Origin of the sequence: Ramlibacter aurantiacus (assembly GCF_016722895.1) — a bacterium.
Classification (GTDB): Bacteria; Pseudomonadota; Gammaproteobacteria; order Burkholderiales; family Burkholderiaceae_C; genus Ramlibacter; species Ramlibacter aurantiacus.
Window position 1 is genome coordinate 1 of record NZ_JAEQNA010000018.1, and the last position, 11,380, is coordinate 11,380.

At 55.6% G+C, this 11,380-nt stretch carries 12 protein-coding genes; 6 read left to right on the forward strand and 6 right to left on the reverse strand.

Features of this window, described 5'->3' with window-relative positions; all coding sequences use genetic code 11:
- Window positions 1-81 precede the first annotated feature (81 nt).
- Window positions 82-711, reverse strand: a complete 630-nt coding sequence (locus JI739_RS24105; RefSeq protein WP_201686576.1) for a hypothetical protein — start codon at window positions 709-711, stop codon at window positions 82-84.
- Window positions 712-880: 169 nt separating this feature from the next.
- Between JI739_RS24105 and JI739_RS24110 the strand changes: the two genes are divergently transcribed.
- Genes JI739_RS24110 through JI739_RS24120 form a run of 3 tightly spaced genes read left to right on the forward strand, consistent with a single transcriptional unit; the run spans window position 881 to window position 4,768 of the window.
- A complete protein-coding gene (locus JI739_RS24110; protein ID WP_201686577.1) occupies window positions 881-1,243 on the forward strand; it encodes a hypothetical protein in 363 nt (120 codons plus the stop codon).
- Window positions 1,233-1,787, forward strand: a complete 555-nt coding sequence (locus JI739_RS24115) for a hypothetical protein (RefSeq protein ID WP_201686578.1) — start codon at window positions 1,233-1,235, stop codon at window positions 1,785-1,787. The genes JI739_RS24110 and JI739_RS24115 overlap by 11 nt, the downstream gene beginning before the upstream one ends.
- A gap of 59 nt (window positions 1,788-1,846) precedes the next feature.
- On the forward strand, window positions 1,847-4,768 hold the full coding sequence (locus JI739_RS24120) for a plasmid replication protein, CyRepA1 family (RefSeq protein ID WP_201686579.1): 2,922 nt from the start codon (window positions 1,847-1,849) through the stop codon (window positions 4,766-4,768).
- A gap of 35 nt (window positions 4,769-4,803) precedes the next feature.
- On the opposite strand, the gene JI739_RS24125 is transcribed toward JI739_RS24120, so the two are convergent.
- Together JI739_RS24125 and JI739_RS24130 are read right to left on the reverse strand one after the other, a co-directional pair.
- Window positions 4,804-5,157, reverse strand: a complete 354-nt coding sequence (locus JI739_RS24125; protein WP_201686580.1) for a hypothetical protein — start codon at window positions 5,155-5,157, stop codon at window positions 4,804-4,806.
- Window positions 5,138-5,335, reverse strand: coding sequence for a hypothetical protein (locus JI739_RS24130; protein WP_201686581.1), 198 nt, complete (start codon window positions 5,333-5,335; stop codon window positions 5,138-5,140). The genes JI739_RS24125 and JI739_RS24130 overlap by 20 nt, the downstream gene beginning before the upstream one ends.
- Window positions 5,336-5,516: 181 nt before the next feature.
- On the opposite strand from JI739_RS24130, the gene JI739_RS24135 reads away from it, so the two are divergent.
- Both JI739_RS24135 and JI739_RS24140 read left to right on the forward strand, forming a co-directional pair.
- Window positions 5,517-6,614: a tyrosine-type recombinase/integrase gene (locus JI739_RS24135; protein WP_201686582.1), complete on the forward strand. Its 1,098-nt coding sequence runs from the start codon at window positions 5,517-5,519 to the stop codon at window positions 6,612-6,614.
- 1,034 nt (window positions 6,615-7,648) lie between these two features.
- The gene (locus JI739_RS24140; protein ID WP_201686583.1) at window positions 7,649-8,038 is read left to right on the forward strand and encodes a hypothetical protein; all 390 of its coding nucleotides are present in this window, start codon (window positions 7,649-7,651) and stop codon (window positions 8,036-8,038) included.
- 126 nt (window positions 8,039-8,164) lie between these two features.
- On the opposite strand, the gene JI739_RS24145 is transcribed toward JI739_RS24140, so the two are convergent.
- Window positions 8,165-8,491, reverse strand: coding sequence for a type I restriction endonuclease subunit M (locus tag JI739_RS24145; protein ID WP_201686584.1), 327 nt, complete (start codon window positions 8,489-8,491; stop codon window positions 8,165-8,167).
- Window positions 8,492-8,623: 132 nt separating this feature from the next.
- On the opposite strand from JI739_RS24145, the gene JI739_RS24150 reads away from it, so the two are divergent.
- Complete coding sequence (locus tag JI739_RS24150; protein WP_201686585.1) at window positions 8,624-9,850, forward strand: competence protein CoiA family protein; 1,227 nt, start codon at window positions 8,624-8,626, stop codon at window positions 9,848-9,850.
- Window positions 9,851-10,009: 159 nt separating this feature from the next.
- On the opposite strand, the gene JI739_RS24155 is transcribed toward JI739_RS24150, so the two are convergent.
- Window positions 10,010-10,681 carry a hypothetical protein gene (locus JI739_RS24155; protein ID WP_201686586.1) on the reverse strand — a complete coding sequence of 224 codons (672 nt, stop codon included), beginning with the start codon at window positions 10,679-10,681 and terminating at the stop codon, window positions 10,010-10,012.
- Between the two features lie 55 nt (window positions 10,682-10,736).
- On the reverse strand, window positions 10,737-11,279 hold the full coding sequence (locus JI739_RS24160; protein WP_201686587.1) for a hypothetical protein: 543 nt from the start codon (window positions 11,277-11,279) through the stop codon (window positions 10,737-10,739).
- Window positions 11,280-11,380 lie beyond the last annotated feature (101 nt).

Here is an 11,380-nt window from a genome sequence, read left to right on the forward strand (position 1 = left end):
GGTGACGGTGGTTGTGAGAGTGACCTGCACCAGAAGCGACGCCATTCATAGTGAATGCACCTCCGCGGAGAATCCGTGGATTTAGATCTGGCCGTTGTGACGTCTATCTGGATATGGGAACCGCCCTTTCTTGATACCCTCCAGCATCTTTCGTCCCGCTTGCTGACGATCCCAGACTCGCTGATTGGCTCCGTCCAGGCCAGGGTACACCATCGACGCAATCACTCTGAGCGGCTTTCCCTCATTCCGCATTATCGCCAACGTGTCCTGCATCAACTTCAGGTCCATATCACCGTTTAGCTGAAAACCGGCCCTCTGTCGGATCCTGGTACTCCGTCCCCGAGATTCCTTTTTGGGGCGGATTTTAAGGATCTCCTTCATCGCGTCGAGTATTTCCCGATCGGAATAATGAGTAAAGTCGATCCGCAGATGAAGCTCAGGAAAGCCGCCGTCCCAATCGTTCCACATCTCCTCCCGAGACTTGAGGACAACGATGGGATGCTCCTCCAGCGGCTGCAGATCGTCCCAGCACCGTTCAAGCCATTCGTCCTCAGTCTCTTCGGGCAACGGACGAATGTCTCGAGTGAGGTCCTCGTCCCACCCGTCGCTGCCGGCCAAGACCATGAACCCGTGCCAAACCTTCAATTTCCCGATGTACTCAGCCAGGCTGGGCTCCTTTTGGAGCGCCAACGCAACCTTGCTCAGCCTCATCTTCGACCTCCCAGAACAGATAACACGTCCGAAGGGTACACCTTGGCCAGCCCGGCATAGCTTCAGATCTGAAAAGGTGTGATCAGATCTGGTTCAGATCATTGATATCTGATGGATAAGAAGAGACGTTGAGGTCAAAGTGGCGTTCTACTCAACAAGGAGCGCAACAATGCCTTTTATTCGACACGATGACTATCTGGAAGCTCAGACCCACGCGCTCAAGCGCGATGGCTGGACTACTGCGAAGTTGCAGGCAATCGGCGCCGAAGTCCGCGAGCTGCACTTCGTCGGGACGACAGGGCCCATTCCCCCGGAAAAGAACCGGCGCAACCTAAAACCGGAGCAACTGCAGGCACTGGGCGCTTTGATGCTACGGCTTCTGAGCGACCTGAAGTTCATCGAAATGGTTCACGGCTCGAAGCAACGATGGCAATCGGAGATGAGTCCCTGCCCGGTTTGCCGCGGTGGAGATGCATCGACGGCAACCAACGAAACTTTCAACATTGCGCAGGGAGGCGGAGATGCTGCGTAAAGCCGCCGTCCTGAAACATTGCGGTAACCGAGGCCTTCAACTTACCCTGGTTACTCCGGAAATTGCCCGATTCGGAAGCGCGAGCCACGGATCGTCTGCCGCGCTGTTCCTGGATCTGGTGGAGGGCTACTACAACACCTTGGGGAACATTGGGCCTCATCTGGTCGACTCCGCACGGGCCAAGCTTGCTTCCCAACTGTCCGGCTGCGAGATCTTCACTGAAATCCTGGGTGCGCAGGATGAGTCGCTTGATGCGTGGATTGGATTTGCCAATGAGGATACTAACGAGTTCTGGTATACCGCTGTCGAAATGTGTTCGCTTCAGGAAGTGGTGACCGCCTTTATCCACAGTGGTCGATCAGAGGTTCTCGACACAGTGGAACGCTTGAGGCAGGAGCATCAGGCGCTCCGTCTGAAAATGATCCGCTACAACGGACATAAGCTCACGCAAGACCAATGGATTGAGTTGATCGATCTAGCCCGAGAGATCGCTCACGCTTGGGATTATGGGCCCGAAGGAAACGTCGAGCCACGAACGCCCTGAAGTTAAGCAAGAACGTAGACGGGCGGGCATGTTGTCCGCCCTTTTCTTTTTCTGCACGCATGCCCTCGATCTACTATTCCATCAACCAGAAGCTGCTTGGCAAGCCTGAATCGAAAATAATTGGTCGGCAGCACGACTCCTGGGTGAAGAAGCAAGCGCTCCTTACTGAGCTAGTTGCGGATCTCACCGCACGCGATCGCGGCTACGCCATCGCGCCGCATTGCCGCGGAGTTCGAAATTCTAAGAACTTCGAGTTAGTTCAAGTTCTGTGCGCGGACATTGATCACGGTCAAAGGTTCAGCGAGGTCGCGAAAAACGAATGGGTTCAACGCAACGTCGCCTTCATGTACACGACGGCCAGTCACACGGAGGAAGAACACCGATTTCGTGTGGTCGTTGTCCTGAAGACTCCCATAACTGATCCAGTCTTTGCTAGCTACGCGATCAATGGAATGATCGTGATGTTCTCCGGTGATGAAGCGTGTAAAGACATCTCACGGTTGTACTTCGGCAACCCCGGAGCGTTCGTGCAGCGCTTTGATAACGAGCTGTCGGACGATGCGCTGGCGCAACTGATCAACCTTGGCAAGGAGCGCGGCGCAGCGGTGCTCGCGCGGAGCATCAATCCAGCGGCCACAGGCGCGCAACGATCGCGGATGATGTTGCCGGCAGACGTTCACGTCCACACGGAGCGAGGTGAGTACGTTCGCCTAAGCGATGTTCCGGAGGGAACACGACTGCTGTGCCCAATGCACGCGGACACAAACTCAAGCGCCTTTCGAATCCATTCAAGACGTGTCGGCATCTACTGCAGCAAGTGTGCGCTCAGTTTTTATGTGGAGGGTGAGCGGCCGACCGCAGATCATTCGTGGTTCGACTATGACTGGAGTGGACCAAAAACGTTCACGGATGATGAAAAACTCGACAACGTCGATGCAGATCCGTCGTTCGCAAGAATCGAATCGTCCCGTGGCTTGAAGATCCTGAACGAACGATTTCTACAGTATGACGAACCCCCACTGACCCCGCGATACGTATCCCCATTCCCGAAGCCATTCGAGCATGAAGCGGTTTACCTTAGGTTGCCCAACGCAGATTCCGACATTCTGCTCATAAAGGCCGTCAAGGGCGGCGGCAAGACCGAATGGTTGAGTATGTACATCAAAGAGTTGAAAGAAAATGGCTACTCTGTACTTGTGATTAGTCATCGCAGGTCGCTCATTCAGGCGCTCTGCAAACGGCTCGGGCTCAACAGCTACATTGACCCGAACGGCAATTGGCAGCAGCCGACGCGATACTTTGCCGTATGCCTCGACAGTCTGCACAAAATGTCCACGCAGACGAATAAGTATGACGTGGTCATAATCGATGAGTGCGAACAGGTCATTTCTCACTGTCTCTCCAGCACGCTCAAGGAGAACCGGCGAGCAGTTCTCCTCAAGCTGCAGCACTACCTTGAACAATCAAGTCGGGCGGTTTTGCTCGACGCGGACCTATCTAAGCTGACTGTTTCAACGTTGGCAGACATGTTCCCGCAAAAGACCCAGCGTACGTACATAAATGACTGGAAGCCAGTCGGGGCTAAGCTTCACATTGTCGATGAGCCGTTTCCGCAGCAGATTGTGGGCGAGCTAATCGCAGCCGTGAAGCGTCGAGAACGAGTCGTTGTGTGCTCCAACTCAAAGGCGGACGTTGACCTACTCGAAGCGCAGATTCCGGTGTTCAGCAGTCGCTCAGACCTCCGGTGTATCGCCATTACCAGCGACAACTCACAGAAGCCAGAGATTCAAGAATTCATAAGAGACATCAAGGTGAAAATTCTTGACTACGACTTGATTTTGGCGTCGCCTTCCATCTCGACTGGAGTCGACATCACCTTTCCGGAAAATGAACAGAAAGTTGACTTGGTTGTCGGCATTTTTCGACCACTTGTGACAACGCATTTGGAAATCGACCAACAGCTGCTGCGGGTTCGCCATCCAAAGAAAACGCTTGTATGGGTGGCCGCGGATAACTTTGAGTTCGAGACTGACCCTGGCGTGATCCGAGCGGAGATCACGGCGTCGGAAAAGGACCACCGGGTACTTCAGTCGATCGGTCCTGACGGGAAGGAGGTCTATCTCCGGGACGAGATGTACGATAGGATCTACTCCAATGTGACCGCGATGCAGCGTGCATCGAAAAACAAGCTGAGGGAATTGTTCATCGAATATCGACAGGCACACGGATGCGAAGTGATCACCGTGGTTCGAGACGCAACGCTGGCGAGCTTAGGCGCCAAGGTCATGAAGAATGGTAAGGTTGAGCGGGATCAGCGGCGGGCCCTTTCAATCGTCGATGCACCCAAGCTGACCGCCATTGAGTATGAAGAATTCCAGCTACTTGACGAGCGCGGCCACCTTATGGATGAACAGAGGACGGCAATGCAACGATACGCCATTGAAGACTTTTACGGAGAGTCGATTTCTGAGGAGTTGATTACATACGACATGAAGGGGCGGAGGCGTGATTGCATCCGGAACTTCATGTGCCTCCTTGCGACAGACGCGGAGGTTGCAGCTTGGGACGAGAGAGGCAGGCACTCGCTTCGCCCAGACAAGTTCCAGTATCAATATCGGCGCACCCTTCTTTGGGAGTTGCTCACCGCTGCAAACATTCAAAGGGTCGGAAATGATCTGGACCTGAGCGCTCGCATCGACAAAACCGACTTGGAGGGGTTCGTCTCAGCGTTCGAAGGGAATCTCGTCGCTCTCCAACGCGTATTCAACCTCACGCCCAGATCTGACATGAAGAGCAAGCCAGTCAGACAGCTCGCTGAAGTTCTAAAACTGATTGGCGGGAAACTGAAAAAATCTGAACGCGATCAATCAGGCAAAGGCGACCGAGTAATCTATTCGCCAGATCACGCTTCCCTGGAAGTTGCGAGGACCTACGCGGTTCGTCGGCTCACTGAGCGAAGGCGCGAGAAGCCGTCGCTGTAACGGCAGGGGCCGGTCGTGCACCAGCCCCTCCCCCTTCACGGTTTTGCTGCCTTGCTCGCCTTCCGCTTGCAGTTGTACCAGTACGTGAGCGCACCCTTTTCCGTCAGCGTGGCGCCGACCACGAAGGCGGCCACGATCACCTCCTTTGGCTCGTCCTTAATGATCTCGAACATCGCACGGGCCGCATCAGCTTTCGTACCCCCATCTGCGATCACTTTCTGTCCGGCTTGGATCGCAGTCTTCACACTGGGATGAGTGAGATCTGGACCTGCTGCGTCCGTCGGACCTTCACTGCTATCGAGCGCGCTTTCACCGGACGTGTTTTCCCCCACTTGGGTTTCCTCGCCCAAGGCGTCGGCGGTCTTCGATTCAGTCGGTTTTTTTCCCACGGTACTTGCTCCAGAAGTAGTTGACGATCTGCTGTGTTCTCGCTTCGTCCATCACCTCGAATCCTGATATGTCCTCAAGGGCAGTGAGAAGGAGCTCTGTAAACACCTCCTTGGAGGAGGTATCACAGGTCAGATCCCTCACCGCATCCATCAAGAGGCTTTCGTGTTCGGGACTCAAGGTACTGTCGAACGAGCACATGGCGCGATGCACGATCCTTCTGTTCCCGACTCAAGACAACGGCTTGAACGAAATACCGGAAGAACAATCAAAGGTAGATCAGCCTGATTTGAAGCCAGTCTGCCCGGTTGTGATCTTTGGGCGGTTCGCGGGAGGCTCCCTAGTAGTAGCGGGGATGACGATGTCTATCGTAAAGCGGTCCAACAGCAAGTTCTGGTACATACAGTTCCAGATGAACGGCCACACGTTCATCATGTCATCGAAGACGACCAACAAGCGCGCCGCGGAGCAGATGGAAACCGAATGGAAGGCGAAGCTGCACGCGCAGAACTTCCTCGGGCACCGTCCACCGGTCACCGTCGGCGAGGCAATCAAGCAGTACTGCGAGAGCAAGACCGGCACTCCGTCGCACGCAGGGCTGATTTCGTCGGCACGAATCGTTTGCAAGATTATTCCGCCGGGCAAGAAGCTCGACGAGATCACCTCTCATGACCTGGAGAAGGTGAAGCGGGTCAGGCTTGCGAGTGGCGTCGGATCGCAGACGATCAAGCACAACCTCAATCTGATCCGGGGAGCGATCAAGTTTGCCAAGCGGCTCGGGTATGCCACCGCCGAGGTTGAGTTTCCCTCAATCGCTCTCGGCCGCTCCCCCTTGAGGTACTTGTCGGTGGACGAGGAGACCCGCTTACTGCGCGAGCTGGAACCCACGAGGGTCGGGTCCGGACTTGCACCGACCAGCCAGCGAGACGTGGAGACAATGAGGAACGTCCAAGACGCCTATGACCTGGTCGTCCTGCTCCTCGATACCGGCGCTCGATACAGCGAAATTGCGAACATCGAGTGGCGACGGATCGACCTGGAGACACGGACGATTCACCTGTGGCGCGCCAAGGTCAAGAACGAAGCTGTCCTCTACATGACGGACCGCGTTCGCCGAATCCTGGAACGCCGGCGCCAGGAGAGCACAGGCCAGCACGTCTTCCTGAACCGCAAGGGCAGCGCACGAGGGTACGCAACGCAGGCCATTCGCAAGGCGTTCCGGCGTGCCGGGTTAACTGACTGTCGGGTACATACGCTGCGTCACACCCATGCGTCGCGGCTGATTCAGAACGGAATGAGCGTCTACGAGGTCCGCGAGGTGTTGGGCCACTCCGACATCAAGACCACCATGCGCTATGCACACCTGGAAGCGCGCCAGGTCACCTCACGTGCGAGGGACGTGATCAACCGTCTGAACGCCCGTGAAGCTTCTGCGGAGGTAGCCACACATGGCCAGTAAAAAGAACCGGCGGAATCGGGGTGGCCGCAGGAGGCCCTTAACTCCTGAACATCCACTGGAAGCACTCGTGGCGCGCTTCCCCGAAGAAGGGGATGCGACCGCTTGGACCGACTTGGACCCACACACCCTCTCAGCACCGGGACTACTGCCCAACCAGGACTGCCGGCAGCCCACAACGCTTGGTCAGGAGGGGCCAGGCGGCGGCCATGGGGTTCAGTACACGTTTACATACGTCTGCTCGAAATGCCTCTTGACCTCCAAGAGCGAATGGGTCGACTCCCGCAAGTATTGCCCGTGCTGCCTGGAACTGACATCGCTGCACTGAGTCGTTGCGTTCAGTCTCGCGTCGGGGGCGCAAGCTCGGCCATACTACGGTATGGGCTTTTTTTCCGCCACCCCTGCATCAGAACCCGCCGTTCACGCCCCACACACGTGGGACGCGCGCTTGCGGTCCGCGTGGGAGAGGCATGTCCGCGCCTCTTCTTCGCAAATGGGGCCGCTGTGTTCATGCGAGTTAACGGGGCGAGAACTCGAACTGAAGCCGTACGACATCACCCCAGACTCCGGCCTGTCTAGAGATTGCTACCAGGGATGGTTCTACCTGAATCTCGAACCCGGCGTCGGTGCCGCGCTCGTAGATGTTTCGATTATTCCAGTTGCCAAGTTAGACGATGTCAAAGGATCTATGGAGCTCTGGCCACGCCGAATTACTGGTATTGGCCATTTCGCGCATGTTAACTTGCGGCTGAACGTCCTAGAGCCTTTCGCAATCCAACTCTCAGACTTATGGTTTTCAGCGCAAACTCTAGGGCGACCACTCACGCTTGCCTGGCATGTTCAGGTTCGTGAACTGCTGCACCTTGGCGCGACCGATCTGGCCAAACAAACCTTTCCCGTTGTGTTTTACTCAGCGCATATACAGCAGCCCCTCAACAAGCCTAGAGCTACTCACAGGTGAAGCTCACCTAACGTGTCAAATGGAATTAGACGCAAACCGGCTCAAAGTATCTACAAACGTCTCACTGCGGAGAGTATTGTCTGAAGACTTCCCCCGTTTGGGGGAGCTGCCTATCAAAGGAGGCTGGGGCTACTCTGTCGACGATGCCATCATCATCGACGTTAATGATCCCGCTGTTGATCGTGCGACGCCGTTCAACGGCGTCGCACTTGAATACGTGCTCGTTGACAAGCGCTTGTTTGAAGAGCTTATCATATTTCGCGAAAAGGGCGACCGATACGTAAATATCGAGAAACGCCTGGTCAATCAACGCCTGTTCACCACCGAGGACAAGACGTATGACCACCTGGTGTTTGACGTCACCGCTATACCGGAATGGGCGGAGCAGATGCCGGTAGAACCTCAAGAGAAAGCCCGGGTATTTTTCCGGTCCGAATTTTGGTTTGACATTACCAGCTTTTGTTAGCTGTCGTGGGTGCCTCATGCGAGCTTTACGACTGTCTGACGGTGGATTTCACATGAAATCCTTGCGATAGGCGCAGCAGATGTGTCAGGCCGCACAGATCCGCCCCTCTACGGGATTACAGCCGGACTAATATTCGGATGCCAGTAGCACGGTTGTCGACGACCGGTCGGCCTCAGTGATTACGTAGAGCTTGGTGTCCTTTACGACATAGGCCGATAAGATTCGCTCATCGTAGACCATCGCCCGGAGGTTCGCCTTGCGATCCTCGTCCGCAAGATCACCCCAGATGCCATTGACGTGGAGGCGGACAAAGTGAAGCGGCAGTGGTCCATCGCGAAGCAGTTCGGTCGCTCCGGGGGTGATGTACAAAGTTCCGAGACGAAAGAGCATGGTTGTACTGAGGTAGGGGGCTCCACCATCTCGAGCTACAACTTGGTCAGGCAACAGGGCCATGCCTTTCCCCGTGCACGTCACGGGAGACACCGCGGACGCTATCGGTCCGACGGCGCTACCATCGAAGCAATCCCGACAACGATCGACAAGATCACCGACGAGAGGACCGAACCGGTACCCGCTCCGCCGCACATGACCAGCCACCGCGAAGACAGCGTCAGTTTGAAGGGCGCCAGCGACCCAGCTGCCGCATCAGCCCTCCACCGGCTGCCCTTCGCGGTGAACGAGCACAACCAGCTCGTCGGCATCCGAGAGGTTGAACGGGGACTTCGGTGTAACTGCCACTGTCCCGGTTGTGGCGCGAAACTGGTCGCCAAGCAAGGTGATAGGAACGCTTGGCACTTCGCGCATTACGAGGCAGACGCCTGCCTCGCCGGTTACGAGTCCGCACTCCATCTGGCCATCAAATCGATCGTCGAGACTGATCGAGCATTGCTGGTACCGTCGTGCGGAGTCATCAAACTGCCTTACAGCGACCGTATTGTTCAAAGAGATCACAACAACGCCGTGAACCTACACGGGTGGGCGTACGTTCCTGAAAGCGCAGAGACGGTTGCGAGTAGCTGCTACGACAGCATGGTCGCCTACGGTTTCGCTGACATCCCAGGAAAATTAGTCCAGTTCGATTCGGTAACGGTCGAGCAGAACGAGGGCGACATACGGCCTGACCTCATTGGCGTAGTTGGGGGACGCCGCCTATACATCGAGGTTGCAGTCACTCATTTCGTCGATAGCGACAAGCTCTCCAAGATTCGACGCAAAGGTGCTCCAACTGTTGAAATTGTGATAGCTCCAGACAAGGATTTGGACCTGGGACGACTGCGCAGGCTTGTGTTGGAAAATTCTGGTTGTACGCGGTGGCTCTACAACCCGAAAGCAGAGCAACAGGCGGAGGCGTGCTACAAGGCAAGATTGCCGATCATCGAGGAGGAACGGCTCAGAAAGGCAGAGGAGCAGGCGAGGTTTGATGAGGAATTTGAGCAGCGACGCAAAGCCGTTGAGCGAAAGAAACGGAACTACGAACGTTACTTCAAGCCCACCCACGAACTAATCTTTGCAGGACTTCAGACATCGCAGCGTACTAAGATTTACCTGCGAATGTGCCCCTCCTATATAAGCCTGCACGTCTTTCCATATGAACACGAACTGGCGACTCTCGTTACTGCCCTAGCGCACGATGTTGGTGGCGACTTCAACAAGAGTTCGAAGAGGTGGGAATTTGTTACCGGTGGGGATATGCTGTTGGCCTTGGCGCGATCCCTGCTTGCATCTCGCCGCACCACACTGCGCCAAGCAAAGGCAGCCAATCCAAGCGAACTTCAGGGGTTGATCGATCAGCTAAGTTCGCTGCATTTATAGACTGCCCCGCTCCTACCGAGATCCCTGTTATGCATTGGGATCGAACAGAACGAGCACTTTGCGGCATGTGTGTGCATCCAAACGTCTACGACCGTGCCCGTCCTGAATTCACAGCTCTCGACGATCGTCAAGCTCGCGCTTCGCCGGTTTAGGTAATGGCTACTTCGGCATCTTTATGCCATGCGCAGCTGCGAATTCCGTCGCGCTTTGTCGCCGATAGGTCAACCCCATGCGCTGAAGTCCCAGCAAGGTACTATCCTTCGCTAGTCCAATCGTAGTTTTCACGTTGAACAATTCCTCCTCGGTTGGCGATGGCTCAATGGCACCAAAGTTGTTCGCCAGCCATTGGTAGCCTTGCGCCATAGAGTGTGTGACGACCTGCTCGGCACTTTGCTCGTCCGCCAGTGACTTTCCCCGGGCTCGCATCAAGTGCTCCATCGTGAGCACATTTAAATTCCGCCGGGCAAAGACCTCAATAAGACATTCTTCGTCGGGTGCATCGTTCGGCCTGACCATTGACTTAACAGCCAAGGCTAGTGCATCGTAGCTCGCACACTTTCCAGCCCACGCGTGATATAGCCAAACGGCAGTAATCAGTGCCATCAACTCCCCTTCGGCCACGCTTCTGTTTTGCGCAATGGATTGCGTCAGTCCGCCGGGAAAGCTCCCGGATTGACCGAGTGTCGTGAGTCTGCGCAGCGACATAGCCAAGCTTTCAGCGGCGCAACTCCAAAACAACTCCTTGTACTCGTCCAGGACCAGGTCTTTCCCGTTTAGTAATGCCCCCGATCCGTGCTTCGGTTCGCTTAAGAGCTCCGACAACCACCCCATAACCATTCTCCTCCAGTGGACCGACCCTGCCAGATGTAGCCCGATGAGGGCTCACTCAAAACTTCTTCGCGGCATTGCGCTGACCTTCTTCAAGCGCCTCTTTTCGAAGAGCATCCGCCGACCTGATCGAAATCAAGCCCTGGGTGACCGATTGCATCATGTTAGCGATCTCCAGGCGATTGCCGCTTGCGTCCATCCAACTAACGGAAAGCTGCTCATACTCCACGCCTGCGCGGGTCCGGACTTTTTGGCGTTCAGTCTTATCTGGAACCCCAAATTTCCGCGTCCAACCCGCAACTAACTCTTCAAAAACCTGTTGGTTGGATTCTCTGGTGTATTTGCTCGACCCACTACTACCCGTGAAGCAGGTCATGGCGGCCAGCCGTCCATTCAAGAAATCCGTAATACATGGAATCTTTATCCCGCCGATCTCTAGAAAAACCCCGTCATCTGTACTCGTCGGCTGAGCACTGGCTTGGCGGACTTGCTGCGCGTCAGAGACTCCCGGGATAAGCCCTACCACGTCTATCAGTTTGGGGCCAGCGTGTGAGGCAATAGGCAGAACGATGGCAGCGGCGGCAAGCAGAAATTTCATCATGCGTGTGAAGTGTGGTCGGCCTAGCTCATCATAGGCGTTGCAAACTTAACGGTCCAGCGCGCTAGTTGCTTGTTAGTCGCAGACGCAGCCCTCGCTCCCTG

Coding starts and splice junctions, on each gene's coding strand:
- JI739_RS24105 (WP_201686576.1), bottom strand. CDS start 711: ATGAGGCTGAGCAAGGTTGCGTTGGCGCTCCAAAAGGAGCCCAGCCTG.
- JI739_RS24110 (WP_201686577.1), top strand. CDS start 881: ATGCCTTTTATTCGACACGATGACTATCTGGAAGCTCAGACCCACGCG.
- JI739_RS24115 (WP_201686578.1), top strand. CDS start 1,233: ATGCTGCGTAAAGCCGCCGTCCTGAAACATTGCGGTAACCGAGGCCTT.
- JI739_RS24120 (WP_201686579.1), top strand. CDS start 1,847: ATGCCCTCGATCTACTATTCCATCAACCAGAAGCTGCTTGGCAAGCCT.
- JI739_RS24135 (WP_201686582.1), top strand. CDS start 5,517: ATGTCTATCGTAAAGCGGTCCAACAGCAAGTTCTGGTACATACAGTTC.
- JI739_RS24145 (WP_201686584.1), bottom strand. CDS start 8,491: ATGGCCCTGTTGCCTGACCAAGTTGTAGCTCGAGATGGTGGAGCCCCC.
- JI739_RS24150 (WP_201686585.1), top strand. CDS start 8,624: ATGACCAGCCACCGCGAAGACAGCGTCAGTTTGAAGGGCGCCAGCGAC.
- JI739_RS24155 (WP_201686586.1), bottom strand. CDS start 10,681: ATGGGGTGGTTGTCGGAGCTCTTAAGCGAACCGAAGCACGGATCGGGG.
- JI739_RS24160 (WP_201686587.1), bottom strand. CDS start 11,279: ATGATGAAATTTCTGCTTGCCGCCGCTGCCATCGTTCTGCCTATTGCC.